The sequence below is a fragment of the Coriobacteriaceae bacterium genome (assembly GCA_025993015.1).
Classification (GTDB): Bacteria; Actinomycetota; Coriobacteriia; order Coriobacteriales; family Coriobacteriaceae; genus Collinsella.
Genome location: DAJPFV010000001.1, coordinates 1,165,603 through 1,181,131 on the forward strand (window position 1 = coordinate 1,165,603; position 15,529 = coordinate 1,181,131).

The following is a 15,529-nucleotide window of genomic DNA, read 5'->3' on the forward strand; positions in this document are numbered from 1 at the left end:
CAAGCGCCCATTTCATATCAGTGATAAGCCCAACGACGGTTGCCCGCCGCGTGAGGGGTGTGGGGGTTAAGTTTATCGCGAGTTCCGCACGAACAGGAGGCCACTTAATGTGGCCTCCGTCGTGAGCAGGACTGTAGAGCAGGAAACTTAACCCCCACACCCCTCACGCGGCGGGCAAACTCGCCTTGTGCTCTATCACGCTAAAGTGTATGATTCTGAACGTTACATGATTCACTTTACTTAACTAAAGTGCCATCAAGGGGGAATACCATGAATACCGATATATCTCGTCGTCAGTTTGTTGGTCTAGCTGGTTCGCTTGCCACGGTGCTTGGCCTTGGTCTTGTCGGCTGCGGCGGTGGTGCCGGCAAGGGCTCCGCTGCCGGTTCTGCCGCAGCCAAGGACGTGAAGGGCGCGGCGGAGTCCAAGAAGCTCGTCGTGGGCTTTGACAAGTCCTATCCTCCGTATGGCTTTGTAGGCGACGATGGCGAGTACACCGGTTTTGACCTCGACCTTGCCAAGGCCGTTGCCGACAAGCAGGGCTGGGACGTTGAGTATGAGGCTATCGACTGGGATGCCAAGGACACGCTGCTCAACTCGGGTGCCATCAACTGCATCTGGAACGGCTTTACCATGGAGGGCCGCGAGGACGACTACACGTTCTCCGAGCCTTACATGCTTAACGAGCAGGTGCTCGTGGTCAAGAAGGACGCGGGTATCAAGAGCTGGGACGATCTTGCCGGCAAGACCGTGATTACCCAGACTGATTCCGCCGCACAGGATGTGCTCGAGGGCGACCAGAAGGATCTGGCCGCGACGTTTGCCACGCTCGATACCATCGGTGAGTACAACACGGCGTTTATGCAGCTCGAGAGTGGTGCAGTCGATGCCGTTGCCTGTGACCTCTCGATCGCCCAGTATCAGCTTGCCGCTAAGCCCGATGCCTATACGCAGCTCGACAAGCCGCTGTCCAGCGAGCACTACGCCGTCGGCTTTAAGAAGGGCGACACCAAGTCGGCCGACGCCGTGACCGAGTCGCTCAAGGCACTCTATGAGGACGGCACGGTCAAGGACCTGTGCGATAAGTATTCAAGCTATGGTCTATCTTTCGATAATTGGGTTTTGAAATAGCCACAGCACCCAACCTTGCGGCTCCAACCCTCCTCGCGTACCAAAGTACGCTTCGTCGGGCTTGTCGCTCGCAATCTTGGGCACTGTGCCTATTTCAATTAACGCCCGCTGTTCTGTTGCTGTGAAAGAGAGGGTAGGTTGTCTATCCAAGTCATGATGCAGATGCTTGGCCAGGGATTCTTGGTCAGTTTGCAGTTGTTTGTGCTGACACTGCTGGGGTCGATTCCGCTGGGAATCCCCGTGGCGTTTATGCGCATGAGCAAAATCGCGCCGCTGCGTTGGATTGCGCGCATCTACATTTCGGTCATGCGCGGCACGCCGCTCATGCTGCAGATGTTCGCCATCTACTTTGCCCCGTACTACGTGTTCGGCATTTCACTCACGCCCGATTCCAAATGGACGGCGTGCGTCGTGGCGTTCATCATCAACTATGCCGGTTATTTTGCCGAGATCTATCGCTCGGGCCTGCAGTCCATTCCGCGCGGTCAATACGAAGCCGCCGAGGTGTTGGGCTATTCGCGCATGCAGACGTTTTTGTATATCGTGATGCCGCAGGTCGCCAAGCGCATCTTGCCGGCGATGGGCAACGAGATCATCACGCTGGTCAAGGACACGTCGCTGGCGTTCGCCATCGGCGTGGGCGAGATGTTCTCGACGGCCAAGGCGCTGGTCGCCTCGCAGGTGAGCATGGTACCGTTTGCGATTGCGGCGCTGATCTACTGGGTCTTTAACTTTGTGGTCGAGATGCTGCTGGGTGCCGCCGAGAAAAAATTGGATTACTACCATGACTAGTTCGGTAATGAATATAGCGAACGCACGCAAGGCGTTTGGTGGCAATGAGGTGCTCAAGGATATCTCGCTCGAGGTCAAGCGTGGCGAGGTCGTGGCGATTATCGGGCCTTCGGGCGGCGGTAAGTCCACGCTGCTGCGCTGCGCCACGCTGCTCGAGACGCTCGACGGTGGATCGCTCTCGTTTGGCGACCTTGCCGTCGCGACGGATGCGGGTTCGGGCGCGGTGTACGCAAAGGGTGATGTACCTAAGCAGGCGCGCTCGCGGTTTGGTCTGGTGTTCCAGAACTACAATCTGTTCCCGCACTATACCGTGATGAAAAACATCACCGATGCACCGATCCGCGTGCTTAAGCGCCCGCGCGAGCAGGCGGAGGCCCGCGCTCACGAGCTGATTGCGCAAATGGGACTGACGGGCAACGAGAACAAGGTGCCCTGCGAGCTTTCGGGCGGTCAGCAGCAGCGCGTGAGTATTGCCCGCGCCCTGGCGCTCGACCCGGAAATCTTATTCTTTGACGAGCCGACCTCGGCGCTCGATCCCGAGCTGACGGCCGAGGTTCTGCGCGTCATCAAGGACCTGGCGGCGCAGAATATGACGATGGTGATCGTGACCCATGCGATGCGGTTTGCGCGCGATGTTGCCGATCGCGTGGTCTTTATGGACGGCGGTCGCATTGTCGAGGAGGGTCCGGCCGAGCAGGTTATCGATCATCCGCGCGAGCAGCGTACCCGTGAGTTCTTGAGCCGTATCGAGGGGTAGGTTCAACTATTTGCTCAACTATTAATTGAGGCGAAGCCGCCGCAGGTCTTACAGCCTGGGGCGGCATTTTATTTGAATCGGCGGGGTTCAATAATCGCCTCGCCAGCTCGCCTCCTCCTCTCGCCGCCCGTATTCATACGCGTGCCGAAAGGTCTGCATGGACAGGCGACTGCAAGGGTAGGGTGGTGGCATAGGACATTTGGAGGGTGAGTCGGCTCGGCTGCCGACCGTGCTGCTCCCGGGACGGCATCGACCGCGAACTCTCCCCGTTGGCGTCGCGCATCGCGCGCGACCCTGCAAGGAGGTCATCATGGGTGCTCCCAAGACCGGCAACGTAAGGAACGTGGTTCTCGTAGGCCAAGGCGGGGTGGGCAAGACTTCACTCGCCGAGGCCATGCTCCACCTTTCCGGTAAGACCGCCCGCCTGGGCGGCCACGACGGCACCAAGCCCACGCTCGACTATGACCCCGAAGAGGTCAAACGTGCGTTTTCCATCTCGACGACCATCGCGCCGATCGATTGGAAGGGCGCCCGCATCAACGTGCTCGATGCCCCGTGCTACCCCGATTTTATCGGCGACGCCTTTGCCGCGATGAGCGTCTGCGAGACGGCGCTGTTTGTGGTCGACGCCGAGGCCGGCCCGCAGCCGACGACGGTTAAGCTTTGGTACGCCGCCGAGGACCTGCGCCTGGCGCGCGCGGTATTCGTAAACCGCCTGTCGCGTCCCGAGGCCAGCTTTACGACCACGATGGGCCTGCTGCAGGAACGTTTTGGTACGCGTTTGGGCGCCGTGACCCTCCCCTGGGGCGAGGGCGAGGACTTTGACGGCATTATCGACCTGGTGCGTATGAAGGCGCGCCACTGCAACGGCGCCGAGGCAGTTGAGTCGGAGATTCCCGAGGAGTATCGTGCCCAGGCCGAGGAAGCCCACGACCACCTGTGCGAGCTGGTGGCCGAGGCCGACGATGAGCTGATGATGAAGTACCTGGAAGGCGAAGAGACGCTGACGCAGGAGGAGCTCGAGGGCCTGTTGTCCAAGGCGATCGCCGAGCGCATCTTTGTGCCGGTCTTTGCGGGCGATTGCATTAAGGAGCAGGGCGTCAACTCGCTGATGGACGACATCGCCACGTACTTCCCGGCGCCGACGGACTACGGCGAGATGCCGCTCATCGACGGCGATTCGCTTAAGATCTCGAGTGACGATGACCGCCCGGTGGCGTTTGTGTTTAAGACCCTGGCCGATCCGCAGCAGGGTCGCATCAGCTTTATCAAGGTGCTGACGGGCACGCTTGAGCCGGGCCTTGAGCTGATCAACGCGCGCACCCGCAAGAGCGATCGTCTGGCTCACCTGTATGTGATGTGCGGCCGCGACATGACCGAGGTCGGTCACGCTTATGCCGGCGACATTATCGTGGCGCCCAAGTTGGCGGCAGAGACGGGTGACACGCTCTCCATTACCGGTAAGGTCGAGGCGGCGGCGTTTAAGTTTCCCAACTCGCAGTACCGCATTGCCATCGAGGCCGAGAACCGCGGTGACGAGGAGAAGCTCTACACGTTTATCGAGAAGGCGTGCAAGGCCGATCCGACCATGAGCATCGATCGTGACGAGGAGACCGGCCAGACTATCATCTCCGCCGTGGGTGAGGCGCAGGTTTCGGTCCTGCTCAACCGTTTGGAGGATCGCACCAAGGTCGTGGCCAAAAGCGTGCCAATCCGCATTCCGTATCGCGAGACTATCCGCCGCACGGCGAGCGCACAGGGCCGCCACAAGAAGCAGACTGGCGGTGCCGGTCAGTATGGCGACTGCTGGCTGCGCGTTGAGCCGCTCATCGGGCCCGACGGCACGAGCGATGGCTATGAGTTTGTGGACGAGGTCGTGGGCGGCCGCATTCCGCGCTCGCTGATCCCCGCCGTGGACAAGGGTGTCCAGGAGACCATGAAGGACGGCATCATTGCCGGCTACCCGCTCACGGGCATTCGCGTGGCTGTGTACGACGGCTCGTATCACAGCGTCGACTCCAACGAGATGGCGTTCCGCGCGGCGGCTCGCATCGGCCTGCGCAAGGCGTGCGCCGATGCCGATCCGGTGGTGCTGGAGCCCATCGAGGAAATTACGGTGACTATCCCCGAGAGCTACGCCGGCGCCGTGATGGGCGACATCTCGGCATCGCGCGGTCGCGTGACGGGCATGGAGACCGATGAGCGCGGCGATACCGTGGTCATCGCCCAGGCGCCGCTGGCCGAGCTGACGGATTATTCGACGCGTCTGCGCTCTATCACGCGCGGCACGGGCGACTTTACCATGAAGCCCGCCGGCTACGAGCAGGTGCCTTATGACGTTCAGGCCAAGCTGGTCGAGCGCTATGAGGAGGGCCGCGCCAAGTAGCGTGGGGCTTTGCCTGCAACATACATGCTGATGCAAGGGCCGCTCTGGGCAATCCAGAGCGGCTCTTTTTGATCCCCAGTGGGGTTGCAAATCGGTTCTTGTCGTGGCTTGGGGCTAGTCCCCCGAGGCCTGGTTGCGGCCGGTGGTGTAGTCGATCTGCACATGCGGCTGCAGGTTGTAGCAATATACGTGGAAGCAGAGGGTCTTGCCGTGGTCCTCGACCGATTGCGCCTCAAGGCGCACGCCGCGGCAGACAAGTTCCTCTTCGTTATACATAGGCGTGACGCGATAGAGCACGTGGTTGCCCGTGTCGCGGATGTAGCCGAGAATCTGCTCCTCAAACGGCAGCATGCCTGTCTCGTTGAGATAGCGCGTGCCGGTGAGGAGATTTTTGCGGTTGGCGTTTTCGCCGCAAAGCGACCAGGCGATGAGATGGCAGCGGTTGTAGAGACTCTGGCCCGGAATAAAGTCGTAGCGCTGCTGGCGCCATCCAGCGGGATGGATACGCGAGATATCGCCGCGCTCGCCTTGACCGAGTGATTCGGGGCCCACGCAGGCGAGCGCTTTGCGGGTGCGGCCCAGGCCGTCGAGCTTGGAGAACTTCTTAAAGCAACCCTCTTCTGTAGCGCGCTCGTATTCATCGAGCGTGAATGACGGCGTGCCGAGCGGGTGCGTGCTATCGGCGCGCAGGGCAACATAGGGGTTACCCGCGTAGTCAGGAATGCTGCTGAGGTATACGCCACGGGCGCGGTCGAGGTCGGGGTTTTCGACCTCGTCGATGGGGGTGGCGCTGTTTGCGGATGCGTCGTCACCGGTGTCGGTTGCGGCGGAATCGGAGCCATCGCCAGAGTCTTGGCTATTTTGAGAGTCCGAGGAGCTCGCTGTTCCCGATTCGAGCCGGGCAACCAGGTCTGCCTCGTCGTCAGTGCGGCTGGGACTCTCGTCTTGCTTCTCGGCCAGGGCTACCGCCTGCTCATCACTTTGCGGCGAGAGTAGTCTGGGCGCCCCGTCGAGCGACCCTGTGAACAACGCAAACCCCAGCACCACGGCGGTGCCGATGGAAAGTGCTTGCTTGTAGGCGGACTTGCGCGACATGGAGGCTCCTGGATGGACGGTTGGGAATCTACCAGTCTAGCAGGAGCCGGCAGGGGCCGTTCTGTCGAACAAATACTTAAGATTTGGGACAAACGCTACGGATTCAATTGCCTCATATTTGACGTATGGCTAGATCGAGGTGGAATCGAGCCAATTGAGTTTACATTCGAGAATGCGCTGCTCACCTGGCGTGCTGCTGCCATCGAGTAGCGCGAGGAGCATCTCGGCCGCCTCTCTGCCTTCCTGGTCGACGGGCTCGATGATCGTGGAGACGGTCGGCGTGGTGAGGTTGGTCCAGTCTTCGCAGTTGAGTCCCAAAAGACCGATTTGCTGCGGAAGTAGATGGGCCATGGGCTGGAGAGCCTTGTAGACACGGGGAAGTGCCCACTGATTTTGCACGAAGATAAGGGTTCGCTTGGCGGGGTTGAACTTGTATTTAAAGTACTCGGTAAGCTCACCGACCGACGGCTTGTTGTGGTCGATGGGAATCGCTTTGTAGAGCTGTCCGTTCGCTGCCAGCGCCTCGGCATACCCCTGAAAGCGCTCCATGCGGGTGCGCATTTCGGTCATGTTGGCGGCAATGGAAAAGAAATCTTCGTAACCGGCGTCGAGGAGTGCCTGCGTGGCGTTGTACACACCGTCGTAAAGGTTGGTTTTGATCCAGCTGGTACCTGGGCTATAGATGGCCGCATCGAAAAAGACAACGGGCTTACCGGCGCGCTTGATGCGGTCATGGACGGCCTTGAAATTTGCCGTGGGCTGGATGATAAAGCCATCGACGCCCAGCGAGAGCATTTTGTCGACATACATGAGCTCGGTTTCGGGGTTAAAGTTGCTCGTGCAAACGACCGTCTGGTAGCCCGCGGGGAGCATGACCTGCTCCATGCCGTTGAGGACGAGGCCCGCCCACTTGTTGGTGTTATCCAAAATGATAATGGCGATGACGTGGGTCTGTTTGCCGGTGAGTGTTTGCGCCTGGGCGTTGGGGACGTATCCCAGCTCCTTGATGACGCGCGCAATCTTTGCCTGCGTCTTCTCGCTAAGCTTTTCTCGTTTGTCGTTGAGGTAATACGAGACGCTTGCCGTCGAGGTTCCCGCCTCTCGAGCGACGTCTGCGATCGTAACGCGCTGTTTTGCCACAGCGACTCCTTCCGACAGATGAGCATTTTCCAACATGATGACTTTGAGTCTTGGTGTGGGATGCGCTTCGGTGAGCGACCTTTTCCTTTCATATGAGTATGCAACAAATGCGGTATACGGGTGGGGTTGAAATTTGTGACCAGCATGCGCATCTGCCGTCTACCGAGAAAATCAAATACTTCTTGACTTTTGAAATCGAGGGTAAAATCGCAGGATTCATTTTTGGTTAAACGTATAACTAAATCGCATAACCAACGCTCTGACCTACGCGTTTACCGAAATAAGCTGGCATTAAGAAAAACGAGCACCTATATTGGTCTTGTCGAAAAGACAGCAAGTCCAAACGGCAGGGGATGCTCCGGAGGCCTCCGCAAACGGTGTCTTGCGCACGCAACTCTATGAAAAGAGGGAAGCAATGAAGATCGTAGGCGTTGCCGCCTGTACCGTGGGTATCGCCCACACGTATATGGCCCAGAAGGCGATTCAGGATGAATGCGCCGCTCGTGGCATCGAGTGCAAAGTCGAGGCTCAGGGTGGCTTGGGTATCGAGAACGAGCTGACGCAGGAAGACGTGGATTCCGCCGACCTGGTGCTCGAGTCCGTCGACGTGGGCGTCGAGAACGAGGATCGTTTTGAGCAGAAGATGGCCGAGGGCAAGTTCCTGAAGGTCGGCACCTCGGATGTAATCGCCGATCCGGTAAAGATCATCGACCAGGCCGTTGAGATCATCAAGGCGACGGGTGGCGCCGTTGACGCGCCCAAGGCCGAGGCCAAGGCAGAGAAGAAGGCCGTCTCCGCTGCCCCGCAGGCCCCGACACCGGCGTCCAAGCAGTCTATCTTTGCCGATCCTGGTAAGACGCTGCTCAATGCATTCAATACCGGCGTTTCCTATTTTATCCCCATCGTCGTTATCGGCGGCGTGTTCCTCGCCTTCTCGCTGGCATCCGGTACCGCCGGCGCCAACGGCATGGAGGTTACGAACCCGCTGATGGTGAGTCTTAACACCATTGGCATGGCCGGCATCTCCATGATGATCCCGGTGCTTGCGGCATACATCTCCTACTCGATGGCCGGCAAGCCCGCGCTCGCCCCCGGTTTTGTCCTGGGCTACCTGGTCAACAATGCGGTCGTTACCCCTAACGGCAACAGCGTTTCGACCGGCTTCTTGGGCGCCATGATCATGGCAGTTATCTGCGGCTACTTTGTCCGCTGGATGAAGACCTGGAAGGTCAACAACACCATCCAGACCATCATGCCCATCCTGATCATCCCGATTCTGACCTCGCTTGTCCTGGGCATGGCCTATATCTACATCCTGGCCACGCCGCTTGGCTTTGTGATGGACTGGCTTACCGGCGTGCTCGGTAGCCTGCAGGGCGGCTCCGCAGTTGTCCTGGGTCTGGTCATTGGCGTTATGACCGCCTTCGATATGGGTGGCCCCATCAACAAGACCGCCTCGACCTTCACCATGGCCATCATGGCCTCCGGTATCTACGGTCCTAACGGTATGTTCCGCGTCGCCGTCGCCGTTCCCCCGATCGCCTGTGGCCTCGCTGCGCTCATCGCCAAGAACAAGTTCGATGACGCCGACCGTCAGATGGGCATCTCCGCGCTGTTCATGGGCTGCATTGGTATTACCGAGGGCGCTATCCCCTTTGCGGTCAAGGACCTCGGTCACACCCTTCCCGGCATTTGCATCGGCTCTGCCGTGGGTGCGGCGCTTGCCGCCTTCCAGGGTATCGACTGCTACGTCCCGCACGGTGGCTTTATCGTCGCCCTTGCCACCAACAACGTCGCGCTGTTCTGCCTGGACATCGTGATTGGCGCCGTGGTCGCCGCTGCAATCCTGATTGCCATGAAGCCCACGCTCGACAAGCAGGCCAAGTAAACCTTTAAGGACTCCGGTTGTGCGGAGGGATGGATTTGACTCCGCACAGCCGCCCCTACACAACAAAATCCATCCGTACTGATAGGGCCCACATCTGGGTCCCAGGGAACTTTTGTCAAAAATCCTCTGGAGAAGGAGAACAAAATGTCCAACCTCACCATCCGTCAGGCCGTTCAGGGCATGCTCAAGCTGCAGGATAGCGGCGATCACGCAACCATGGTCGGCATTGGCCCCATGAGCCCCAACCTGATTCAGGCCGTGTTCGAGCTTGCCAAGGACGAGGATTTCCCGCCCATGTTTATCGCCAGCCGCAACCAGGTCGATATGGACGAGATGGGCGCCGGCTACGTCAACGGTTGGGACCAGACGCGCTTTGCCGCCGACATCAAAAAGGTCGCCGACGAGGTGGGTTACACCGGTCCGTACTACCTGTGCCGCGATCACGGCGGTCCGTGGCAGCGCGACGAGGAGCGTAACGCCCACCTGCCCGAGGACGAGGCCATGGAGCTCGCCCGCAAGTCCTTCGTCGCCGACATGGAGGCAGGCTTTGACCTGCTGATGGTCGACCCCACCAAGGACCCCTATCAGATCGGCAAAGTTATTCCGCTCGACGTGGTGCTTCGCCGCACGATCGATCTTATCGACTACCTTGAGCAGTACCGTCGCGAGCATAACCTGCCCGAGGTTGCCTATGAGGTCGGTACCGAGGAGACCAATGGCGGCCTGACCTCCACCGACAAGTACGAGGAGTTCATTTCTCAGCTGCAGCCCGAGCTCGAGAAGCGCGGCTGCCCCATGCCCACCTTTATCGTCGGTCAGACCGGTACGCTCACCCGTTGGACCGAGCAGGTCGGCCATTACAACTTCAAGAACGCCCGCGAGCTCGCCGACATGGCCAAGCGCTACGGCGTGGGCCTGAAGGAGCACAACGCCGACTACCTGGACGACGCGACGCTGCTCGAGCACATCCCGGCACACGTGACCGCTTCCAATGTCGCCCCTCAGTACGGCACCGAGGAGACCCGCGCTTACCTCAAGCTCTGCGCTACCGAGCAGATTCTGGTCGACAACGGCCTGTGCGGCGATCCCTCCGACCTGTATCACACGCTGCTGGTCAAGGCTATCAAGACCGAGCGCTGGCGCAAGTGGATGACCGGCGACGATGTCAACCTGCAGGTTGACGACATTCTGGCCGACGACGAGCTCAGCCTGAAGATTCTGGATGTCTCCGGCCACTACGCGTTCAACGATCCCGAGGTCAAGGAGCAAGTCGAGAAGCTCTACCGCAACCTCGCTGCCCAGGACATCGACGGCAAGCGCTTTGTGATCGAGCACATCAAGCGCCCGATCAAGCAGTACGTCGTCGGCCTTAACCTCAAGGGCGTCACGAGCCGCATCGAGAAGGCTCTCGAGAACTAGGTAGTTTTTCCTACACGACGCCGGGCCTGGGGCATGTCCCAGCCGCAGGCCCGGCACATAGGACAAAGGGACATCCCCTTTGTCCTATTTTTTGAGTTTTGGATTCCTTAGAAGGAGTTTGCACCATGAAGTTCTTTATCGATACCGCCAACCTTGACGAGATTGCTGAGGCCAAGAGCTGGGGCTGCCTGGCCGGTGTTACCACCAATCCGTCCCTGTACGCCAAGACCGGCGGTAAGCTCGCCGACTTTGAGCCCCATATGCTCAAGATTGCCGAGCTCTGCGAGGGTCTGCCCGTGTCTGCCGAGTCTACCGCCACCACGGCCGAGGGCATGATCGAGGAGGGCAAGCGCCTTGCCGCCCTTGCCCCCAACATTGTGGTCAAGCTCCCCGTCTGCGAGGCCGGCCTCGCCGCCTGCCGCGCGCTGGCCGATGCGGGCGTGCGTGTCAACATGACGCTCGTCTTCTCACCGACGCAGGCCCTTATGGCCGCCAACGCCGGTGCCCGCTACATCAGCCCGTTTGTCGGACGCTTTGACGACATCGCCGAGGACGGCATCTCGCAGCTCGACAATGTTGTGACCTGCATCAAGAACTATGACTGGACCGGCAAGAACGTCGACGACACCGTCGAGATTATCACCGCTTCGGTCCGCACGCCCAACCACGTGACCCAGGCGGCTCTTCTTGGCGCCGACATCGCGACCGTGCCCATGGCCGCTCTCAAGAAGTGCCTGCATCACCCGCTGACCGACCAGGGCCTTGCCTCGTTCGAGGCTGACTGGCAGAAGGTCGTCGCTCAGGCTTAACGAGTGGATTGCCCCGGCATCGCGTCATCCGGTGCCGGGGTTGTTCTCAAGAGAGGAATTCGTATGACCAACCAGGAGCTGGCGAAGGTCGCCAATGAGGTCAGGAAGGGTGTCGTGACTGCGGTTCACGCGGCCAAGTCGGGACACCCGGGTGGATCGCTCGGTGCTGCCGACATCATGACGTATCTGTACTTTGAGGAAATGAATATCGATCCTGCCGACCCTCACAAGGCCGATCGCGATCGCTTTGTGCTCTCCAAGGGTCACGCGGCGCCGGGCCTGTATTCGGTGTTGGCAAATCGCGGCTATTTTCCCGTCGAAGAGCTCGAGACGCTCCGTCATATCGGCAGCCGACTGCAGGGCCATCCCAACATGAACGACACCCCGGGCATCGATATGTCCACCGGATCGCTCGGTCAGGGCATCTCTGCTGCAGTTGGAATGGCGCTTGCCGCTAAGCACTGGGGCGACGGCTACCGTGTCTACACGTTGCTGGGCGACGGTGAGTGCGAGGAAGGCCAGGTGTGGGAGGCGGCCATGTTTGCCGGCAACCATGCGCTCGACAATCTTGTTGCCGTCGTCGACCACAACGGCTTGCAGATTGACGGCACGATCGATGAAGTCAACTCGGCCATGCCGCTCGCTGACAAGTTCCGCGCCTTTAAGTGGCATGTGATCGAGCTAGCCGATGGCAACGACATGGCGCAGATTGAGGCGGCTTTCGCCGAGGCTCGCGAGGTGACCGGCGCGCCCGTCGCCATCATCGCCGAGACGGTGAAGGGCAAAGGCGTCTCCTTTATGGAGAACCAGGTTGGCTGGCATGGCAAGGCGCCCAACGATGAACAGTTTGAGCAGGCCATGGCCGAGCTCGCAGCAGCAGGGGAGGAGCTCTAATGGCAGACGTCAAAAAAGTCGCCACGCGCGTTAGCTATGGCGAGGCGCTCGTCGAGCTGGGCAATGAGCGCGATGACTTTGTGGTTCTCGATGCCGACCTGGCCGCTGCCACGCAGACCGGTAAGTTTAAGGCCGCGCACCCTGGGCGCTTCTACGACGCCGGCATCGCCGAGAGCAACCTGATGGGTCTTGCCGCCGGCATCGCGACCACGGGCCACGTCGCCTTTGCGAGCACCTTTGCCATGTTCGCCGCCGGCCGCGCGTACGAACAAGTCCGCAATTCCATTGGCTACCCGCACCTCAACGTCAAGATTGGCGCCACGCATGCCGGCATTTCGGTGGGCGAGGACGGCGCCACGCACCAGTGCTGCGAGGATATCGCGCTCATGCGCACGATTCCGGGTATGACGGTGGTCGTCCCCGCCGACGATGTCGAGGCTCGCGCCTGTGTGCGCGCCGCCTATGAGTTTGAGGGGCCGGTTTACATGCGCTTCGGCCGCCTGGCAACACCGGTCATCAACGATCACGAGGACTATGAGTTCAAGATTGGTCGCGGTGTGGTCGTGCGCGAGGGGTCCGATGTGACCATCATCGCTTGTGGTCTTATGGTCGCCGAGGCGCTTGAGGCTGCCGAGGCGCTCGCTGTCGATGGCATCGACGCCGAGGTCATCAATATGCATACCATTAAACCGCTCGACGAGCGCCTGGTGGTCGCCAGCGCAAAGAAGACCGGTCGCGTGGTCACCGCCGAGGAGCATTCGATTATCGGCGGGCTTGGCGAGGCCGTTGCCTCAGTGCTCGCGGAGCAGCATCCAGTGCCGATGCGTCGCGTCGGCGTGCGCGATGTGTACGGTGAGTCCGGCCCTGCGGTTGATTTGCTGCATAAGTACGGTTTGGACGCCGACGGCATCGAAGCCGCGGTCAGGTCCGTGTTGTAAGGAGGGTTCTACATGGGATTTGTATCTGCCAACCAGGTGACGATTGGACATGCATCGGCCTCACGCGAGGACGCGCTGCATTATTTGTCCGAGCAGGCTGTTGAGCTTGGCTTTGCCGATGACGCGTCCGCTGTTGAAGCCGCGTTCATTGCTCGCGAAAACGAGGCCGAGACTGGCCTCGTCGCCGGGTTTGCCGTTCCGCATGCCAAGAGCGATGCGATTCATACGCCGGGTGTGGCCGTGCTCAAACTGGCCGAGCCCGTTGAATGGCCGAGCTTTGATGGCGTACCCGTCGATGTTGCGCTCGCGCTGTACGTGCCCGCCGGCGAGGCTGGAACCACGCACCTGCGTCTGCTCTCCAAGGCTGCCGTGATGCTGATGGACGCCGGTTTCCGTGACAAGGTGCGCGCGAGCACCGATCCCGTTGAAATTGCGGAGCTCATCAATAGCGGACTCGAAGACTAGAACGGTCATCCCGTTCAATCAATTGATCCTTCTCCAAGGAAAAGGGCCGCGACGCCGTATGGGTGTCACGGCCCTATTTGCGTTTCCCCAGATAAAACCTGCCAAAATAAACCTGTTCCTTTTTGGCAGGTTAATCGGGGACTATTTCACCGCAACTTAGGGCACGGTTAGGAAGTGTGCACCTTAAAGAGTGGAGCCCATGATTAGAGAGGTCGCGCTCGTCTCTCTAAATGTCTCTCTAAAGAGAAGGTTGGTTAGAGAGATAGCATTAGGCAATCTAGCAGCGAATTCGATATATCTCTCTAAATGTCTCTCTAAAACAAGGCGCTTATCTCTCTAAAGTTAGAGAGATATACGAAACGTTAGAGAGAGATAAATCTATTGTTTTAGAGAGACGGAATGCCAAAATTCGTCCGTCCGCTACCATCTGCCAAAAATGGAGGATAAAGGACTCATCGAAGTAATGGGTTCGTCGACGAGCCGCAACCGCCGCTATCGGAAGAAGTAGATGCAGCCGAATTGCCCCTCTATCGTCTCTCGAAGTTTGATGGGTGCTAGAGGGGCGACTGCCTCGCGATATTTTCCCAAGATAAAACCTGCCAAAACAAACCTGTCCCTTATTGGCAGGTCAGTTAACGCAGTCCAGGTTGAGCATATGCGAGCGAGCGGGCTCCGGGTGCGGCAAGGTGGCGTGAAACAAGCGGGCGCTGACCTTTTGGTCGCGCCCGTGAAGTTGAACGTCAGATTGCCGTGCCCGGAGCCCGTGCAGCGCCGAGCAGTTACGCCGTTTGTAAAACGGCGTAACCTAAAGGTTCATGTTGCCGTGGATGTAGGGGGTGACCTCGGGGGAGATGTGGCCGCATCCCAGCTCTCGCAGCGCGGATTCGATGGCGGCGGGCAACGGGGTCTTGCCCCCGCCGTCGACGGTAGCACCGCCGAGGGCGGCGATCTTGGCGACATCCGCGGGCGCGGCCTCGATATGCATGCAGCCGCCGACCAAGCGCGCGCGAACCTGCGCCAGGCCAAGTTCGTGCAGGTAATCCTCGCAGGCGCGGATTAAATCGACCTTCTCGCGCGTAAGCTCCTCGCCCGTGGGGACGCGCGTGGCAAGACAGGCTCCCGCCGGCAGGTTCCAAACGGGATAGCCCCATGCGCGCAGCAGCTCGCGCTCCTCGTTCTTGGTAAAGCCGACCTCCATGAGGGGGGAGCGTACGCCGAGCTCTTCTGCCGCTCGCATGCCAGGGCGGTAGTCACCGCGATCGCTTGCATTGCTGCCGTCGATGACGGTGGGAAAGCCGAGCGACTTGGCGTGGTTGACGATAGCGGTAAAGCCGGCGTGCTTACAGTGGTAGCAGCGATTGGCGTCGTTGCAGGCTACTTGGGGGAGCTGCAACTGATCGACCGAAAGATTGAGCACAGGGAGCTTAAAGTGCGGCTCCTCATTGGTTTGCCCGTCAACGGATCGCTCAAACGAAGCCTGTTCAGGCGTGCCGATGAGCGGCGTGGTGAGGTGGACGAGAAGCGTGCTGGCAGGCATGATGCGGGCGCAGACCGCGGCCAAAAAGCTGCTGTCGACGCCGCCGGAAAAGCCGATGGCAACGCGTCCGTATGCCAAAAGCAGCTGCTCGAGCTCTGCGAGTTTGTCCTGAAGCTCCTTTGCAGGTGCGGTGGTGTCTGAAAACATGAATCGATCCTTACCAATATGTACTCGGTCAAAAACTATAATCCTACCGGGCTGCTTGTCATAATACTTCTACCTATGTAACGAAAGTGCAATATGGCATATACGTTATATACAAGTTGCCAAATGCGGTA

Annotated in this window: 13 protein-coding genes; 10 read left to right on the forward strand and 3 right to left on the reverse strand. The window is 59.6% G+C overall.

Going from position 1 to position 15,529, the window contains the following annotated elements; all coding sequences use genetic code 11:
• Nucleotides 1–270 precede the first annotated feature (270 nt).
• From OIL77_04975 to OIL77_04990, 4 genes are all read left to right on the forward strand, one after another.
• Nucleotides 271–1,131, forward strand: a complete 861-nt coding sequence (locus OIL77_04975; protein ID HJI44760.1) for a transporter substrate-binding domain-containing protein — start codon at nt 271–273, stop codon at nt 1,129–1,131.
• A gap of 153 nt (nt 1,132–1,284) precedes the next feature.
• Entirely contained in the window at nt 1,285–1,923 is a 639-nt protein-coding gene (locus OIL77_04980; protein HJI44761.1) for an amino acid ABC transporter permease, read from the forward strand.
• Between the two features lie 7 nt (nt 1,924–1,930).
• Complete coding sequence (locus OIL77_04985) at nt 1,931–2,680, forward strand: amino acid ABC transporter ATP-binding protein (protein ID HJI44762.1); 750 nt, start codon at nt 1,931–1,933, stop codon at nt 2,678–2,680.
• 310 nt (nt 2,681–2,990) lie between these two features.
• On the forward strand, nt 2,991–5,066 hold the full coding sequence (locus OIL77_04990; protein ID HJI44763.1) for an elongation factor G: 2,076 nt from the start codon (nt 2,991–2,993) through the stop codon (nt 5,064–5,066).
• A 114-nt stretch (nt 5,067–5,180) separates the two neighbouring features.
• Here OIL77_04990 and OIL77_04995 read toward each other — a convergent pair whose 3' ends face one another.
• Both OIL77_04995 and OIL77_05000 read right to left on the reverse strand, forming a co-directional pair.
• On the reverse strand, nt 5,181–6,161 hold the full coding sequence (locus OIL77_04995) for a DNA/RNA non-specific endonuclease (protein HJI44764.1): 981 nt from the start codon (nt 6,159–6,161) through the stop codon (nt 5,181–5,183).
• A gap of 129 nt (nt 6,162–6,290) precedes the next feature.
• Nucleotides 6,291–7,301 (reverse strand): LacI family DNA-binding transcriptional regulator, encoded by a 1,011-nt coding sequence (locus tag OIL77_05000; GenBank protein ID HJI44765.1) that lies wholly within the window; start codon nt 7,299–7,301, stop codon nt 6,291–6,293.
• Nucleotides 7,302–7,716: 415 nt separating this feature from the next.
• On the opposite strand from OIL77_05000, the gene OIL77_05005 reads away from it, so the two are divergent.
• The 6 genes from OIL77_05005 to OIL77_05030 all read left to right on the forward strand — a co-directional run bounded on the left by OIL77_05005 (nt 7,717) and on the right by OIL77_05030 (nt 13,714).
• Nucleotides 7,717–9,189 (forward strand): fructose-specific PTS transporter subunit EIIC, encoded by a 1,473-nt coding sequence (locus OIL77_05005; protein ID HJI44766.1) that lies wholly within the window; start codon nt 7,717–7,719, stop codon nt 9,187–9,189.
• A 144-nt stretch (nt 9,190–9,333) separates the two neighbouring features.
• Nucleotides 9,334–10,608, forward strand: coding sequence for a class II D-tagatose-bisphosphate aldolase, non-catalytic subunit (locus tag OIL77_05010; protein HJI44767.1), 1,275 nt, complete (start codon nt 9,334–9,336; stop codon nt 10,606–10,608).
• A 125-nt stretch (nt 10,609–10,733) separates the two neighbouring features.
• Nucleotides 10,734–11,417: a fructose-6-phosphate aldolase gene (gene fsa / locus OIL77_05015; GenBank protein ID HJI44768.1), complete on the forward strand. Its 684-nt coding sequence runs from the start codon at nt 10,734–10,736 to the stop codon at nt 11,415–11,417.
• A gap of 63 nt (nt 11,418–11,480) precedes the next feature.
• The gene (locus OIL77_05020; GenBank protein ID HJI44769.1) at nt 11,481–12,311 is read left to right on the forward strand and encodes a transketolase; all 831 of its coding nucleotides are present in this window, start codon (nt 11,481–11,483) and stop codon (nt 12,309–12,311) included.
• Nucleotides 12,311–13,249, forward strand: a complete 939-nt coding sequence (locus OIL77_05025) for a transketolase family protein (protein ID HJI44770.1) — start codon at nt 12,311–12,313, stop codon at nt 13,247–13,249. The genes OIL77_05020 and OIL77_05025 overlap by 1 nt, the downstream gene beginning before the upstream one ends.
• A 12-nt stretch (nt 13,250–13,261) precedes the next feature.
• Complete coding sequence (locus OIL77_05030; GenBank protein HJI44771.1) at nt 13,262–13,714, forward strand: PTS sugar transporter subunit IIA; 453 nt, start codon at nt 13,262–13,264, stop codon at nt 13,712–13,714.
• 805 nt (nt 13,715–14,519) lie between these two features.
• Here the strand turns inward: OIL77_05030 and OIL77_05035 are convergent.
• Nucleotides 14,520–15,398, reverse strand: coding sequence for an ATP-dependent sacrificial sulfur transferase LarE (locus tag OIL77_05035; protein ID HJI44772.1), 879 nt, complete (start codon nt 15,396–15,398; stop codon nt 14,520–14,522).
• Nucleotides 15,399–15,529 lie beyond the last annotated feature (131 nt).

Coding starts and splice junctions, on each gene's coding strand:
- OIL77_04995 (HJI44764.1), bottom strand. CDS start 6,161: ATGTCGCGCAAGTCCGCCTACAAGCAAGCACTTTCCATCGGCACCGCC.
- OIL77_04975 (HJI44760.1), top strand. CDS start 271: ATGAATACCGATATATCTCGTCGTCAGTTTGTTGGTCTAGCTGGTTCG.
- OIL77_05020 (HJI44769.1), top strand. CDS start 11,481: ATGACCAACCAGGAGCTGGCGAAGGTCGCCAATGAGGTCAGGAAGGGT.
- fsa (HJI44768.1), top strand. CDS start 10,734: ATGAAGTTCTTTATCGATACCGCCAACCTTGACGAGATTGCTGAGGCC.
- OIL77_04985 (HJI44762.1), top strand. CDS start 1,931: ATGAATATAGCGAACGCACGCAAGGCGTTTGGTGGCAATGAGGTGCTC.
- OIL77_05005 (HJI44766.1), top strand. CDS start 7,717: ATGAAGATCGTAGGCGTTGCCGCCTGTACCGTGGGTATCGCCCACACG.
- OIL77_04990 (HJI44763.1), top strand. CDS start 2,991: ATGGGTGCTCCCAAGACCGGCAACGTAAGGAACGTGGTTCTCGTAGGC.
- OIL77_04980 (HJI44761.1), top strand. CDS start 1,285: ATGATGCAGATGCTTGGCCAGGGATTCTTGGTCAGTTTGCAGTTGTTT.
- OIL77_05030 (HJI44771.1), top strand. CDS start 13,262: ATGGGATTTGTATCTGCCAACCAGGTGACGATTGGACATGCATCGGCC.
- OIL77_05025 (HJI44770.1), top strand. CDS start 12,311: ATGGCAGACGTCAAAAAAGTCGCCACGCGCGTTAGCTATGGCGAGGCG.
- OIL77_05035 (HJI44772.1), bottom strand. CDS start 15,398: ATGTTTTCAGACACCACCGCACCTGCAAAGGAGCTTCAGGACAAACTC.
- OIL77_05010 (HJI44767.1), top strand. CDS start 9,334: ATGTCCAACCTCACCATCCGTCAGGCCGTTCAGGGCATGCTCAAGCTG.